The sequence below is a fragment of the Actinomadura sp. 3N407 genome (assembly GCF_052245875.1).
Lineage (GTDB): Bacteria > Actinomycetota > Actinomycetes > Streptosporangiales > Streptosporangiaceae > Spirillospora.
In genome coordinates this window covers 259,211-273,672 of record NZ_JBQQBP010000002.1, presented here as the reverse complement: position 1 = coordinate 273,672, position 14,462 = coordinate 259,211, and the positions used below count along the sequence as shown (strand labels likewise).

At 72.4% G+C, this 14,462-nt stretch carries 12 protein-coding genes and 1 pseudogene; 5 read left to right on the top strand and 8 right to left on the bottom strand.

Features of this window, described 5'->3' with window-relative positions:
* Positions 1 to 30 precede the first annotated feature (30 nt).
* Positions 31 to 846 (bottom strand): alpha/beta fold hydrolase, encoded by an 816-nt coding sequence (locus tag ACTWPP_RS05380; protein ID WP_443102956.1) that lies wholly within the window; start codon positions 844 to 846, stop codon positions 31 to 33.
* A gap of 24 nt (positions 847 to 870) precedes the next feature.
* Positions 871 to 1,413 carry an RNA polymerase sigma factor SigE gene (gene sigE / locus ACTWPP_RS05375; RefSeq protein ID WP_443103410.1) on the bottom strand — a complete coding sequence of 181 codons (543 nt, stop codon included), beginning with the start codon at positions 1,411 to 1,413 and terminating at the stop codon, positions 871 to 873.
* A gap of 232 nt (positions 1,414 to 1,645) precedes the next feature.
* Between sigE and ACTWPP_RS05370 the strand changes: the two genes are divergently transcribed.
* Positions 1,646 to 3,220, top strand: coding sequence for an acyl-CoA synthetase (locus tag ACTWPP_RS05370; RefSeq protein WP_443102955.1), 1,575 nt, complete (start codon positions 1,646 to 1,648; stop codon positions 3,218 to 3,220).
* A gap of 51 nt (positions 3,221 to 3,271) precedes the next feature.
* Positions 3,272 to 5,107, top strand: coding sequence for a serine/threonine-protein kinase (locus ACTWPP_RS05365; protein WP_443102954.1), 1,836 nt, complete (start codon positions 3,272 to 3,274; stop codon positions 5,105 to 5,107).
* A 23-nt stretch (positions 5,108 to 5,130) separates the two neighbouring features.
* Here ACTWPP_RS05365 and rho read toward each other — a convergent pair.
* A pseudogene (rho, locus tag ACTWPP_RS05360) lies at positions 5,131 to 6,273 on the bottom strand (transcription termination factor Rho); the annotation flags it as partial.
* 623 nt (positions 6,274 to 6,896) lie between these two features.
* Here rho and ACTWPP_RS05355 point away from each other — a divergent pair.
* On the top strand, positions 6,897 to 7,670 hold the full coding sequence (locus ACTWPP_RS05355; RefSeq protein WP_443102953.1) for an enoyl-CoA hydratase/isomerase family protein: 774 nt from the start codon (positions 6,897 to 6,899) through the stop codon (positions 7,668 to 7,670).
* Between the two features lie 65 nt (positions 7,671 to 7,735).
* Here ACTWPP_RS05355 and ACTWPP_RS05350 read toward each other — a convergent pair whose 3' ends face one another.
* The 5 genes from ACTWPP_RS05350 to ACTWPP_RS05330 all read right to left on the bottom strand — a co-directional run bounded on the left by ACTWPP_RS05350 (position 7,736) and on the right by ACTWPP_RS05330 (position 12,304).
* Positions 7,736 to 8,629 (bottom strand): hypothetical protein, encoded by an 894-nt coding sequence (locus ACTWPP_RS05350; RefSeq protein WP_443102952.1) that lies wholly within the window; start codon positions 8,627 to 8,629, stop codon positions 7,736 to 7,738.
* A gap of 96 nt (positions 8,630 to 8,725) precedes the next feature.
* Positions 8,726 to 9,370, bottom strand: a complete 645-nt coding sequence (locus ACTWPP_RS05345; protein WP_443102951.1) for a response regulator — start codon at positions 9,368 to 9,370, stop codon at positions 8,726 to 8,728.
* Entirely contained in the window at positions 9,334 to 10,632 is a 1,299-nt protein-coding gene (locus tag ACTWPP_RS05340; RefSeq protein WP_443102950.1) for a histidine kinase, read from the bottom strand. The genes ACTWPP_RS05345 and ACTWPP_RS05340 overlap by 37 nt, the downstream gene beginning before the upstream one ends.
* 316 nt (positions 10,633 to 10,948) lie before the next feature.
* Positions 10,949 to 11,323 (bottom strand): hypothetical protein, encoded by a 375-nt coding sequence (locus ACTWPP_RS05335; protein ID WP_443102949.1) that lies wholly within the window; start codon positions 11,321 to 11,323, stop codon positions 10,949 to 10,951.
* Between the two features lie 198 nt (positions 11,324 to 11,521).
* The gene (locus ACTWPP_RS05330) at positions 11,522 to 12,304 is read right to left on the bottom strand and encodes a polysaccharide deacetylase family protein (protein WP_443102948.1); all 783 of its coding nucleotides are present in this window, start codon (positions 12,302 to 12,304) and stop codon (positions 11,522 to 11,524) included.
* A 122-nt stretch (positions 12,305 to 12,426) separates the two neighbouring features.
* Here ACTWPP_RS05330 and ACTWPP_RS05325 point away from each other — a divergent pair, with 122 nt between their 5' ends.
* Positions 12,427 to 13,191 (top strand): ABC transporter permease, encoded by a 765-nt coding sequence (locus ACTWPP_RS05325; protein ID WP_443102947.1) that lies wholly within the window; start codon positions 12,427 to 12,429, stop codon positions 13,189 to 13,191.
* On the top strand, positions 13,192 to 14,448 hold the full coding sequence (locus ACTWPP_RS05320; protein ID WP_443102946.1) for an amino acid deaminase: 1,257 nt from the start codon (positions 13,192 to 13,194) through the stop codon (positions 14,446 to 14,448).
* Positions 14,449 to 14,462: the final 14 nt, after the last annotated feature.

Here is a 14,462-nt window from a genome sequence, read left to right as displayed (position 1 = left end):
GCAGCGCACGGCGCCCGAAGTGGCGCGGGTCTAGGAGGCGGCGGATTCCGGGTGGGTGGTGAGGAGGGGGTGGGCGCTGCCCTTCAGGAGGACCCTGGCGACCTGGGGCGGGTCGTCGGACATGGGGACGTGGCCGCAGCCCTCCAGCCAGACGAAGCGGGCGTGCGGGAGGCGGCGCTGGGCGCGGATGGCCTGGCTGCGCAGGAGGAGACGGTCCTTGGTGCCCCAGCCGATGGTGACGGGGACGTCGGCGCAGGAGCCGAGGAAGCGGGTGGTGCGGCCCGCGCGGAGGGTGGGTTCGAAGCCGTGGGCGTCGCGCATCGCGCGGGCGTCGCCGGTGAGGGCCTCGATGTCCATCAGGTCGGGGCGGCCGTAGACCATGCCGAACATCGCGGTGCGGCGGCGCGGGGAGCGGGCCAGGCGGGTGAGGAGCGTGTCGGGGACGCGGGCGCCCAGGCGGGACGCGCGCAGGACGGACGCCGCGTAGCGGAGTTCGAGGGCGTTGAAGAAGCCCGCGGGGGACAGGGCCGTGGCGGAGCTGACGAGGCCGCGGTCGGCGGCTTCGAGGGCGAACAGGCCGCCCAGGGAGTTGCCCGCGACGTGCGGCTTTTTCAGGCCGAGGTCGGTGAACGTCCTGGACAGGACGGTCAGGACGGCGTTCAGGGTGTACGGGGTGCCGGGCGGGAGGGGCGGGGAGTCGCCGAAACCGGGCAGGTCGACCGCGATGACGTCGCGTTCGGCGGCGAGCAGGTCCATGACGGGGGACCAGCCCTGCCGGCGGTGGCCGATTCCGTGCAGGAGGACGAGGGGCGGCCCGTCGCCGCGGCGCTCGAAGACGATGTCCACGGGCCGAGGGTAATCAGAAGTTACTCACCGGTCACTAGTGACGCTCGTCACCTCGGCCGGGCGGCGGTGCTCCAGGGCGTCGCGGAGCTGGGCGCGGCCGCGGTGGATGCGGGACCGGACGGTGCCGAGCTTGACGTTCAGGGTCGCGGCGATCTCCTCGTAGGACAGGCCCTCGATGTCGCAGAGGACGACGGCGGCCCGGTACTCGGGAACGAGGCCGTCCAGCGCCTTCTGGATGTCGGCGTCCAGGTGCCGGTCGTCGTAGGCCTGCTGGGGGGTCGGTTCGCGGCCCTGCAGGCGTTCGGCGGCGTCGTCTCCGAGCGAGTCGAACCGGATGCGCTGCTTGCGGCGGGCGCGGTCGAGGAAAAGGTTCGTCGTGATCCGGTGAAGCCAGCCTTCGAACGTGCCGGGGCTGTAGGAGGACAGCGAGCGGAAGACCCGGATGAAGACGTCCTGGGTCAGGTCTTCGGCATCGTGCCGGTTGCCGGTCAGCCGGTACGCCAGCCGGAACACCCTGGTGGAGTGCTCGCTGACGATCTCCTCCCACGTCGGCGGGGTCCACGCCATCGCGCCTGCGCTCACCACTACCCCCGTCTGATACTGAATCGTTACGGCCAAGCATGCCGGTACCCGGATAAGAGCCGTGTAAGGACCGTGGGCGTGGCCGGATCAGGCACCCCGGACGGGGACGCGGATGTGACCCATCTCATTGGACTGGATTACAACAAGGATTGAGTTCGCCGTCCCGCCACATGGAGGATCGGGAGCAGCTCCCCACCCCCGACACGCGAGGACGTACATGGTGCGAACCTACAACCTGGCCGACCTGCTGGAGATCCTGGCCGAGGCCGCACCGGAGCGTCCCGCGCTCGTGGCAGGGGACGAACGACGCACGTATGCGCAGCTCAGCCAGCGTGCGAGCCGGGTGGGCCACCATCTCGCGGCGGCCGGCGTGCGGCCGGGCGAGCATGTCGCGATCCTCGCCTGCAACCGCGCCGAGTGGATCGAGGCGATGCTCGGCGCGTTCAAGATCCGGGCCGTGCCGGTGCCGGTGAACTTCCGGTACGTCGCCGCCGAGCTCCGGCACGTCCTGTCCGACTCCGACTCGGTCGCGCTCATCGGTGAGCGTTCGCTCTTGGCGAAGGCGGAGGAGATCCGCGCGGATCTGCCGAAGCTGCGGCACGTCGTCGTTCTGGAGGACGGGGCGGCGGACGAGATCCCGGGCGCGGTCGAGTACGAGAAGGCGCTCGCGGGCGCCGACCCGGGCGACGGCTTCCCGGAACGCTCGGACGACGACCGGTACATCATGTACACGGGCGGTACGACGGGCTACCCGAAGGGCGTCGAATGGCGCTGCGAGGACATCTTCTTCGGCGCGCTCGGCGGTGGAAACGTCCTCGGTGACCCGATCTCTCGCCCGGAGGAACTCGCCGCCAACGCCGAACAGCCGGCGATGGCCGTCCTCGACTGCGCGCCCGTCATGCACGGCGCCGGTCAGTGGGTCGCGTTCATGGGTTTGTTCAGCGGCGCCAAAGTCGTCCTTTACACCGACCACGCATTCGACGCGGACAAGGCGCTCCGGCTGCTCGCCGAAGAACAGGCGAATGTGCTGATGCTGGTCGGCGACGTAATGGCGCGGCCTGTCGCGAACGCGCTGGCCGCCGGCGATTACGACACGTCCTCGCTGATGGCGATCGCGTCCGGCGGCGCCCCGCTGACCGAAGGCGCGAAGCAGGCACTGCAGGAGCAGTTGCCGAACATCATGTTCCTCGACAACTACGGCGCCTCGGAGACGGGCGCGTGCGGCCCGTCCGTCGGCGGCAAGGAGGGGACGGCCCGGTTCATGATGAAGCCGGGCATCACCGTCCTGGACGACGACCTGAACCCCGTCGCGCCCGGCGAGATCGGCAGGCTCGCCCGCAGCGGCCACATCCCGCTCGGCTACTACAACGACCCGGACAAGACGGCGTCGACGTTCTTCACCGGCGCGGACGGCACCCGCTGGTCGGTCCCCGGCGACTTCGCGAGCCTGGAGGAGGACGGGACGATCGTGCTGCTCGGCCGCGGCTCACTCGTGATCAACACGGGTGGGGAGAAGGTGTACCCGGAGGAGGTCGAGGTCGCGCTGAAGGACCACCCGGACGTGTACGACGCGGTCGTGGTCGGGCTGCCGGACGAGCGGTTCGGGGAGCGCGTCGCCGCCGTGGTCGCGCCCCGGCCCGGCGCGACGGTCACGCTGGAGGAACTGACCGGGTACTGCCGCGGCCGCCTCGCCGGCTACAAGCTGCCGCGCCAGATCGAGGTGGTGGACCAGGTGCGGCGCACGGCCGTCGGCAAATCCGACTACAAATGGGCTCGGAGCGTCCTCGGCTAAACGCTTATACCACGTCCGGACGCTTTTTCCCCGGCGGGCACCGGTCAAAAAATGATTGATGCCGAGGGAGAATGCCTTGGGCGCGTCCGGGCGATTAACTTCGGCATGAATGGGGATCGGCTGATACCGCTCGCGCGACGGTATCGTCTGCTCTCTGTGGTCGGCAGGGGCGGCATGGGCACCGTCTGGCGGGCGTACGACGAGATGCTGGACCGGGACGTCGCGGTCAAGGAGGTCCGTCTCCCCGGCCGCATCACCGAGGGCGAACGCAGGGTGATGTGCAGGCGCCTCCTCTCGGAGGCACGGGCCACCGCCGCGCTGAAACATCCCGGCGTGGTCGCCGTCCACGACCTCATCATCGAGGACGGCCGTCCCTGGATCGTCATGGAGTTCGTTGAGTCGTGCTCCCTGAACCGGCTCGTCGCCGAGGACGGCCCCCTCGGCGTGCGGCGGACGGCGGAGGTCGGCGCGGCGGTCCTGTCGGTGCTGCGCGCGTCGCACACCGCGGGCATCCTGCACCGCGACGTCAAACCCAGCAACGTCCTGGTCAGCGACGACGGAAGGGTCCTGCTCACCGACTTCGGCCTGGCCGTCCACATGCTCAACGACCACGAGACCGTCGACACGATGCCGGCGGGGATCGAGGGCTCTCCGGCTTACCTCCCGCCAGAGCGCGTCAACGGCCTGCCGGGCGTGGAGGCGTCCGACCTGTGGTCGCTGGGCGCGACGCTGTACATGGCTGTCGAGGGTTTCTCGCCGTTCCTGCGTTGCCACGCGCTGGCGTCCATGGTGGCGGTCCTGCTGGGCGACTACGCGCCTCCGGTCCGGGCCGGGCCGCTGACCCCCGTCATCGAAGGACTGCTGCGTCAGCGGCCGGAAGACCGCCTGACGGCGGAGGCGACGGCCGGGCTGCTGCGGGACGTCGTCGGGACCGTCCCCGAACCGGGCGCCACACCGGCGACGCTGCGTCGCGTCCCGTACGGGGTGCGGGGCTTGTCCCCGCGGCGGCTCATGCCGCGCCGCCGCGCGACGTGGGCGGCGGCGGGCGGCGCGTGGGTGTCGCGGGACGCGGCACGCTCTCGTGCGCGTGTGTTCCGCGGGCCGCGCGTCCCGTGGACGCTGCGCGGCGCGAGACCGTCCGGAGACCCGCAGGGCGGCAGGGACCCGCAGGGCGGTCCGCCGCCGTGCGGGTCACGGCGAGTCCGCGGCTGGTGGCGGCATCGCGACGCGTGGACACCCCGCCACTCGGCGCAGCGGGCCGTGCCGGAGCGGCGTTTCCGGTGGAGGCCGCGCGTCCCGGCGCTGGTGGCGGGACGCCGGGTGCGGCCGGGCGCCGTCGCCGGCGTGGCGATGCTCGCCGTGCTCGCGGCCGGCACCGGGACCTGGGCGGCGCGGTGGACGTCGATCGGCACGAGCGACTCCGTCGCGCTGCGTCCGGCGGCGGGGGTGACGGGCAAGACGACGAGGTACAGGGAGGCGGGCCGCTACTCGGTGCGCGTCCCGGCGGGGTGGCGGGCCGAACGGCACGGGGCCGTCATGCGCTGGAAGGACGTCCACACGGGGCGGGGGCTGCGCATCTCCCCGGCGCCGGGCGACCCGCTGGCGGGGCTGCGCGCCGCGGAACGTGAGGCGGTGGCGGAGCACCGCTACCCCGGATACCGGCGGCTGCGGCTCCAGCCCGTCCCCGAGTTCATCGCCGGCGCGGCGGAATGGGAGTTCACCTGGACGGGCAAGGCGACCCGCACGTACGAGAACGGCGTCAGGCATGTGCTGTGCGGCCGGGCGGCGGGGTACGAGTTCTGCTTCTACGCGCCCGACCGGCGGTGGACGCCGGGCCAGCGTCTCTACGACAGGATCCTGGATTCGTTCCGTCCGGAGCAGGGCTGAGACGAGTCGGCTTGGCGGCCCGGTCAGGTCGTCTGCTGGAGGCGCAGAAGGAACTCGGCGTTGGACGAGGTCCCCTTCATCTTCTCCAGAAGCTGCTCAAGGGCCTGCTGCCTGTCCAGTCCCTGGAGGGCGCGGCGCAGTCGCCAGGAGAGCGCGAGTTCCTCGGGCGACATGAGCAGCTCGTCGCGGCGCGTGCCGGACGCCTCGATGTCGACGGCGGGGAAGATGCGGCGGTCGGCGAGGCTCCGGTCGAGCTTGAGCTCCATGTTGCCGGTGCCCTTGTACTCCTCGAAGAACACGTCGTCCATGCGGGACCCGGTCTCCACCAGCGCGGTGGCGAGGATGGTGAGCGAGCCGCCGTTCTCGATGTTGCGGGCGGCGCCGAAGAACTTCTTCGGCGGGTAGATCGCGGTCGTCGCGACACCGCCCGCCAGGATGCGGCTGCTGGACGGGGCCGCCAGGTTGTAGGCGCGGCCGAGCCGGGTGATCGAGTCGAGCAGCATGACCACGTCGTAGCCCTGCTCGACGAGGCGCTTGGCCCGTTCGACGGCCAGTTCGGCGAGCGCCGTGTGCTCCTGCGCCGGACGGTCGAACGTCGAGTGGATCACCTCGCCGCGCACCGACCGCTCCATGTCGGTCACCTCCTCAGGGCGCTCGTCGACGAGCACGACCATGAGGTGGACCTCGGGGTTGTTCTGCGCGATCGCGTTGGCGAGGGCCTGCATGACCATCGTCTTGCCGACCTTCGGCGGCGACACGATGAGCCCGCGCTGCCCCTTGCCGATCGGCGCGACCAGGTCGATGACGCGCGTGGCGAGCGGCCCGGTGTCCAGGCGCAGCCGGTCGTCGGGGAACAGCGGCGTCAGCTTGCCGAACTCGGGACGGTTCGCCGCCTCGGCGGGCGTCACCCCGTTCACGGTCTCGACGGCGGCGAGGGAGGGGAACTTGTCGCGGCCCGTCTTCGGCGGCCTCGCGGTGCCGGTGACGGCGTCGCCGGGACGCAGGTTGTCGGCCTTGACCTGGGCGAGCGAGACGTGCACGTCGTCCGGCCCGGAGTGGTAGCCGGAGGTGCGGACGAACGCGTGCTTGTCCTGGACGGCGAGGATGCCGTGGAACGGGACGACCGGCGCGTCATCGGCGGGACGCCGCCCCTGGCGCCCGCTCTTCCGGGCGCCGGACGCGGGCACACCGTGCGCCTGCGACTTGTGATCGGCGCGGCGGTCGGCGGCGGGCCGATCGGTGGTGAGGGTGGAAGTGGACATGTGGGTCCCTTCTCAGGCCAGCGCGGAACGCTCCGCGTGGCCCGGGGTCGAATCCCGTGTACGGCGGCGGAACCCGCGGCGCGTACGCGAGAGAAATGTGAGAGATGCAGCTCCGTTCACCGGGCTGACGTCGACTCCCTTGTGCGGCGGCTCGAAACGCCGGTCTGCGCGCGTACCGAACCGGGAGATCACCGAGCGCTCAGATGGCCCGGGCGGGGAAGAAGCGTCCTCGCCGCGAATCGCGGCAACTCGAAGACGCTGTCTCGACAGTACAGCACTCCGGGACGGTTTCGCATTCCCGGAGGTCAGTGACGACTTTCATGCGGGTGGTCCCCCTATGGCGGCAGACGCGCGTCCCCCGACGCGTTCCGGTCCTGACGGATGTTGCCTAGGCCCGTTATGACTACCCGCCAGGCTCTCAGGTTCCCGGCCCGAGGGCACCACGTGGGGGGGTGGAGACCACCCCGGGAAGCACCATGGTGAACCGGGCTTCGTACGATGAGCCGCGTCGAAGCATAGGGGGGACGATGGCCGCCGGGCTCCACGCAGAGGTCGCCGAAGGCGTCGGGACGATCACGATCGACCGGCCGGCCAAGTGCAACGCCATGTCGGCGGACATGTGGCGGGCGCTCCCCGTCCTCCTGGACGACCTCGCGGGCGACCCCGGCGTGCGGGTCGTGGTGCTGACCGGTGCGGGCGGCGACTTCTGCGCGGGCGCCGACATCTCCGAACTGGCCGACATCCACCGCGACGACGACTCACACCTGTCGACGGTCGCCGAGCGGGCCCTCGCCGCGTTCCCCAAGCCGACGCTCGCGGCGATCGAGGGGTACTGCGTCGGCGGCGGCTGCCAGCTCGCGGCGGCCTGCGACCTGCGGTTCGCGGCGGACGGCTCCCGGTTCGGGATCACCCCGGCGAAGCTCGGCATCGTCTACCCGGCCGCCGCGACGACCCGTCTCGTCCGCCTCGTCGGCCCGTCCGCCGCGAAGTACCTGCTGTACTCCGCGGACCTGATCGGCGCCGGGCACGCGCTGCGGATCGGGCTGCTGGACGAGGTCGTCCCGGCGGACGGCCTGCGCAAGCGGGTCGCCGAGTTCACCGGGACCCTCGCGTCCCGCTCGCTGCTCACCCAGCAGGCGACCAAGGACATCGTGGACGCCATCGCCGCCGCCGGCCCGGTCGCGGAGAAGACGCGGCGGTGGCTGGGCGAGGTCGCCGGCAGCGGCGAGACCGAGGAGGGCATCGCCGCGTTCCTCGAACGCCGCGCACCCGACTTCCCCTGGACGACCCCGGCCCACTGAGGGAGTGCGCGGGCCGGGGCGGACATCACCCTGAAGCCGGGCGGGCTGGTGAGCGGCCGGTCGTGTCACCCGGACGAGCCCAGGGCGCCGAGCGCGGTCACGTCGCAGAAGCGGCCTTCGGGGAGCTGGTGCAGGCGGCGGGCCGCGGTGGCCGGGTCGTCCAGCAGCCCGGCGCTTTCGGGGCGGAGCAGTTCGGCGAGGGGGAGCACCCCGCACACCAGCGACTCCGGTGTCCGGACGATGAGGAGCGGCCCGAGCCGGATCCCGCCCCGGTCGGTGTCGCGGAGGGCGTCCAGCAGCGGCCGGGCCTTCTCGACGGAGGCCGCGCAGTTCGCGCGCAGGCCCTGCACCAGGTCGATGAATTCGCGTTCCAGGCCGCGGGGGCTGCGCCCAGACAGGTAGTAGCGGTCCCCGTCGGCCAGTTCGACGCGCAGCCCGTGCCGTTCGGCGAACCGCTCGTACGGTCCGGTCAGCGCGGGCAGCACCGCGGACGGCCGGACGGTGACGGACCCGGCGACCATGTCGGCGGGGCCGGCGCCGAGGGACGCGGCGACGGCCTGGTCGAGCCGTCCGACCAGGTGCGCGCGGAGCCCGGCGACCTCGGCGGCCAGCCGCTCCACGGCCGCGCGCTGCAGGTCGGCGGCCTCACGCTGCCGGTTCAGCCGGTCGTTGACGTCCGGCACCATCCTGTCGTTGATCTGCGCGATCAGGGACCGGATCCGGGCGTCGGCCTCGCCCAGCGCCTCGCGGTCGCGGTCCTGCTCCCGCGTCAGCCGGTCCAGCCGCTCCCGCTGGGACGCGCGGAAGCCCTCCAGCTCGTCCCGTGTGCCCTTCAGCGCGCGGAGCTGGGTGCGGATGTCGGCGATCTCGGGGGCGCCCGGCGAGCGTCCGCGTTCGAACGCCGAATACAGCTCGCGCGCGGCGATCGCCAAGCAGAGCAGGACCAGAATCACCGTCATCGCGCCCTCCCGGGGCCATCTCGCCGAGCAACATATTTCACCCGGCGCGGACCCGGATAGACCGATATGGCGCAGAAGCAAGCCGCGGGGAGCCGCTCAGCGGTTGAGGTAGGCGAGAACGGCCAGGACGCGCCGGTTGTCGTCGCCGGTGACGGGCAGGTCGAGCTTGGCGAAGATGTTCGCGGTGTGCTTGGTCACGGCCCGTTCGGTGACGACGAGCCGCTCCGCGATCGCGGCGTTGGAGCGTCCCTGCGCCATCAGCTCCAGGACCTCCGTCTCGCGCGGGGTGAGGCGGCCCAGCGGCGTGTCGCGGGTGTTGCTGGCGACGAGCCGGGAGATGACCTCGGGGTCCATCGCGGTGCCGCCCGCCGCGACCCGGCGGACCGCGTCCACGAACTGCGCCGCGTCGAACACCCGGTCCTTCAGCAGGTAGCCGATGGCGCCGCTGCCGTCGGCGAGCAGCTCCCGCGCGTAGAGCTGCTCGACGTACTGCGACAGCACCAGGACGGGCATGCCCGGGACCTGCCGGCGGGCCTCCAGCGCCGCCTGCAGGCCCTCGTCGGTGAACGACGGCGGCAGACGCACGTCGACCACCGCCACGTCCGGGCGGTGGTCGAGCAGTGCCTTCAGCAGCGAGGGGCCGTTGTCGACGGCGGCCGCGACCTCGAAGTCGTGCGTCTCCAGGAGACTGACGAGCCCCTCCCTCAGGAGGGCGAGGTCTTCGGCGATGACAACGCGCACGGCAGCTCCATGGTCACGATCGTCGGGCCGCCCACCGGTGAGCTGAGGGCGAGGACGCCGTCGAATGTACCGATCCGGCGCTCGATCCCGCGCAGACCCGTGCCGCCGTCCAGCGTGGCGCCGCCGCGGCCGTCATCGGTGATGGTGATCCGGAGCATGCCTTGCTCGTAGCGCATGTCGACCCACACGCGGGACGCGCCGGAGTGCTTGGCGGCGTTGGTGAGGATCTCCGAGACCGCGAAGTAGGCGGCGGACTCGACCGGCGCCTCGGGACGCGAGGGCAGGTCGGCGACCACTTCGGTCTTCAGCGGGTGGTCGAGCGCGAGGGCCTTGACCGCGTCGCCGACGCCGCGGTCGGCGAGCACCGGCGGGTGGATGCCGCGGACGAGGTCGCGCAGCTCGTGCAGCGCCTTCGCCGACGACGCGCGGGTCTCGGCGAGCAGGATCCGGGCCTTCTCGGGGTCCTTGTCGAGCAGGTGCTCGATCGCGCCGAGGCTCATGCCCATCGCGACGAGCCGGGCCTGCGCGCCGTCGTGCAGGTCGCGCTCGATGCGGCGCAGTTCGGCGGCGGACGCGTCCACGGCCTCCGACCGGGTCTCGGTGAGGTGCCGGACGCGCAGCGCCAGCTCCGACTTCTGGGTCGGGCCGAGGATCAGCCTGCCCCAGCGCCCGTACACGGCCATCATCTTCGGCGCGATCGCGAACCCGACGGCGATGCAGATGGTGGCGACGACGACGGTGGACACGACCCGCTCGGCGTCGCGGTCGTAGCCGGGCTCGATGCGGATCCACGCGTACCAGTCGCTGCCGCCGTAGTGGCCGATCATCCCGCCGGCGAACGTCGCGAGGGCGAACCCCCACAGCCCGTACAGGATCAGCAGGCCGGGCAGCGCGGCGGTGAAGATCACGACCACCGGGTCGGTGACCACCCACAGGTAGTCGCGCCAGGTCGCCGGGTCGGTGAGCAGCCGCAGGAACCGCTTGATCATGCCGGGGAGGCCGGGTTCCGGGTCGTGCTCGGGCAGGTAGGGCCGCTCGACCCGGACGTCGGTCCAGCTGTTGATCCGGGTGCGGTACGCGTCGAGCTGGGTGCGCATGAGCATCGTCGCGGACGGGAACAGCAGCACCCCGACGAAGCTCGTGATCATCGAGATGACCGTGAGGAACCACAGGCCCACGAGCGTGGCCGGGATGCCCAGCAGCATGAACGCCAGCCCCCGCCAGGGGGACCTCACGTGCCGTTGCAGCCGTGTCTCTTTCACCAATTCACCGTTCACCGGGTCCTCCGCAGGTCACATGCCGTCTGGACTCCAGTCTTCTGGCAGGCGCCCTTGAGCACAGTGTGCCCGCAACCCGAATGTGGGGTGTACCTGAGTGCACCGTCGGAACGCCGTCTAGGGCCCTGTCCCGGCGGAGGTCTCCCGCGGCGGGCCCGCCGCCCCCGAACCGGTACGGTCCCCGCCGTCCGCCCGGCTCCTCGTCCCGCAGAGGTGAGGGATCAGAGCGCCGCGACCGGGCGCGGGCGGGGCTTCGCCCGTCCTCGGCGGCGCGCCGGGACGGGCGAAGCGACCAGCGGGGTCACCGCGCCGCCGGTTCCCCGGCCCGCTTCGGGGAACGGTAGGCCGCGACCGCGGCCACGACGCCCGCGACGACGGCGGCGACGGCGCCGCCGCCCCGGACCGCCGCCCCGGCGATCTCACCGGCCGAGTCGGCGTCGAGCGCGCTGCCCGCAGTCCCGGGGATCTCGGCCAGCGCGGCCAGGACGGCGAGTATGAGCGTCCAGCGCCAGCGGGTCGCGGTGATCAGGACGGCGGCCACCACCAGGATGACGAGGCCGGGCGGCACGGGCGGCATCTCCACCCCGGCCACCTTCTGGATCAGCAGGCCGACGGCCCCGGTGACCAGTCCTGTCACCGTGACCAGCGCGGCCCGGCTGAGGGGGTTCGTGCGCATGACTGCACTCCTTGGCTTCCGAAGGATCGAGCGATACCGGCGATCGTCCGGTGCGGGTCCGGCACGCGTCGTCATCCGTCGGAGGGCTCCTCCGCTACGTCCCCGGGAGTAGCGGCCGCCGTCCAGATGGCCGGGAAGGTCCCGCTGAAGGACGGCCGGGGTCACGGGCGGCTCCCGGAGTCACGGGCGCTCGGGCCGTCAGAGGGCGATGAAGGTGAGGCCGCGTTTCTTCAGCTTGGGGATGGCGTCTTCCAGGGCCTTGAGGGTCTGGAAGCGGTCGCCGCCGCCGTCGTGGCACAGCAGGATGTTGCCGTCCTTGCCCTTGAGCAGCGCCTTGCGGATGCGCCGGACGCCCGGCCGCGCCCAGTCGCGCGGGTCGACGGCCCAGTCGATCGGCAGCATGTCGTTCTCGGCCGTCAGTTCGAGGACGGTCTTGGACCAGGCGCCGCCCGGCGACCGGAAGAACCGCGGGACGACGCCGGTGGCGTCGGCGATCCGGTCGTGCGCGTCGACGATCTCCCTGCGGACCTTCTTCTCCGGCATCCGCGCGATGGACATCGGATGCGTCTCGGTGTGGTTGCAGATCTGGTGCCCGGCGTCGGCGATGCGGCGGGTGATCCGCGGGTGCTCCTTCACCTGCTCCCCGACGATGAAGAACGTCGCGTGGACCTCCTCCTCGGCCAGCAGGTCGAGGATCCGCGGCGTCCACTTCGGGTGCGGGCCGTCGTCGAGGGTCAGCGCGATGGAGTTCGGCGGCGGCGCCGGGGACAGCTGCGACAGCTCCCGGACGGGCGTCTCCAGCGCGGTCAGCTTCGCCGGCGTCCACGCGGCGGGGCGGGGAGTCGGGGTCGGCGTCGGTGTCGGGGTGATGACCGGCCGTGCACGGGGGGTGGTCTCCGCCGACGCCGCCGCACCGGGACCGTCCTGTGGACGGGCGGCGTCCGCTCCGAGGGCCGTGAGACCGGTGAACGCACCCAGCAACCAGAGAGCTTTGCGGCGGGATGTCCCACCTGCCACATCAACCTCCACAAGCCCCACGCTATCGGGGTTTTGAGCGGGTAGGAGAGTGCTATGCGATCACAATTGGCTCAATCGGCGGACGTGTGAGTGCGGCGCCCGAGATCGGGCCGGTGCTGGCGCTGGTACTCCTCGCGCTCGCGGCGTCGGCCGCGCTGCTGGTCCGGTTCGGTGATCTCGGTCTCGGCCGGGACGTGCTCGTCGTCTCGGTGCGGGCGGCCGTGCAGCTCACGGTCGTCTCGCTCCTGATCGCGGCGGTGCTGCGCAGCGCCGGATGGACGGCCGTGTTCATCGCGGGCATGGTCGCCGTCGCCGCGGCGACCGCGGGCAAACGCATCACCGGCTCGGCCGCCCGGTCGGGTGGGTGGACGGTCGTGCCGATCGCCGCCGGGGTCGCGCCCGTCCTCGCGCTGCTGCTGGGCTCGACGCTGGTGCCGTCGCGCCCGGTCGCGGTCCTGCCGATCGCGGGGATCTTCATCGGCGGCGCGATGACGGCGACCGGCCTCACCGGGCGCCGCGCGCTGGACGAGCTGACGACGCGGCGCGGCGAGTACGAGGGCGGGCTCGCGCTCGGCCTCATGCCCCGGGACGCGGCGCTGGAGGTGTGCCGTCCGGCCGCCGCGCTCGCGCTGTACCCCGCCCTCGACCAGACCCGCACGGTCGGGCTGGTGACGCTGCCGGGCGCGTTCGTCGGCGTGCTCCTCGGCGGCGCCGACCCGATCGAGGCGGGCGCGATCCAGCTTCTCGTCCTCATCGGGCTCCTGGCCATCGAGTCGATCGCGGTGCTCATCACACTGGAACTGGTGGCGACCGGACGCCTGCACGGCGCTGCTTCTAACGGGAGGTCCTAAGTGGGAATCGACGGCAAGGCCGTGGACGCGCTCGGCGACGAGCGGCTCGACTGGCGGTTCAAGGCGATCCCGGTGTCCGCGCACGGGCTGACGGTCGGCGAGGCCCGCCGGGAGCGGCTGCCGCTGGACGACTTCGGGACGCCGCTGCTGACCCTGGACGCCGGCGCCCTCGACCACAACGTCCGGGCGATGGCGGAGTGGGCGGACGCCGCCGGAATGGACCTCGCCCCGCACGGCAAGACGACGATGGCCCCCGCGCTGTGGCGGACGCAGCTGGACGCCGGCGCGTGGGGCATCACGCTCGCGAACCTTCCGCAGCTCCGCGTCGCCCGCGCGTTCGGCGTCCGCCGCGTCCTGCTCGCCAACACACTCCTCGACCCTGCCGGTCTCGCGTGGCTGGCGGCCGAGCTGGAGTGGAACCCCGAGTTCGAGTTCCAGTGCTGGGTCGACTCGGTGCGCGCGGTCGAGCTGATGGACGAGGCGCTGCGCCTGGCCCGCGCCCAGCGGCAGGTCGACGTGTGCGTCGAACTCGGCGGCCCGGGCGGGCGCATGGGCGTGCGGGACGACGGCGACGCCCGGACCGTCGCGGACGCCGTCCGCAAGGCCCGCACTCTCCGGTTCGTCGGGATCGCCGGCTACGAGGGCGCCCTCGCCCACGACGCGTCCGAGGAGGGACGCGGCACGGTCGACGCCTACCTGCGCAGGCTCGCGAACCTGTACCGGGGCCTGGAGTACGAGACCGGCGAGCCGGTCGTGTCGGCGGGCGGCAGCGCGTTCTTCGACCAGGTCGCGGAGGTCCTCGGGGGCCTCGAAGGGCGGGTCGTGCTGCGGTCGGGCGCGTACATCGTCCACGACGACGGCTTCTACCGGGGCATCTCGCCGTTCGCGCGGGGCGCGGGCGGCGCCGGGTCGCGGCTGCGTTCGGCCATGCACGCCTGGGCGCGCGTCATGTCCCGTCCCGATCCCGCCCTCGCGATCCTGGACGCGGGCAGGCGCGACCTGTCGTTCGACGCGGGGCTGCCCGAGCCGCAGCTCGTCCGGGGCAAGGGCGCCGAGCCGGTGGACGGCGCGCGGATCACCGCCCTCAACGACCAGCACGCCTACCTCGTGGACGGCTCCGCCGAGATCGGCGACGTCGTCAGGCTGGGCCTCTCGCACCCCTGCACCGCGCTCGACAAGTGGACGATGCTCCCGGTCGTCGACGACGCCGGCGCCGAACACCCCACCGTCGTCGACTACGTCCGGACGTGGTTCTGACGCGCGGCCGGGCG

Coding starts and splice junctions, on each gene's coding strand:
- sigE (WP_443103410.1), bottom strand. CDS start 1,413: ATGGCGTGGACCCCGCCGACGTGGGAGGAGATCGTCAGCGAGCACTCC.
- ACTWPP_RS05370 (WP_443102955.1), top strand. CDS start 1,646: ATGGTGCGAACCTACAACCTGGCCGACCTGCTGGAGATCCTGGCCGAG.
- ACTWPP_RS05365 (WP_443102954.1), top strand. CDS start 3,272: ATGATTGATGCCGAGGGAGAATGCCTTGGGCGCGTCCGGGCGATTAAC.
- ACTWPP_RS05355 (WP_443102953.1), top strand. CDS start 6,897: ATGGCCGCCGGGCTCCACGCAGAGGTCGCCGAAGGCGTCGGGACGATC.
- ACTWPP_RS05350 (WP_443102952.1), bottom strand. CDS start 8,629: ATGACGGTGATTCTGGTCCTGCTCTGCTTGGCGATCGCCGCGCGCGAG.
- ACTWPP_RS05335 (WP_443102949.1), bottom strand. CDS start 11,323: ATGCGCACGAACCCCCTCAGCCGGGCCGCGCTGGTCACGGTGACAGGA.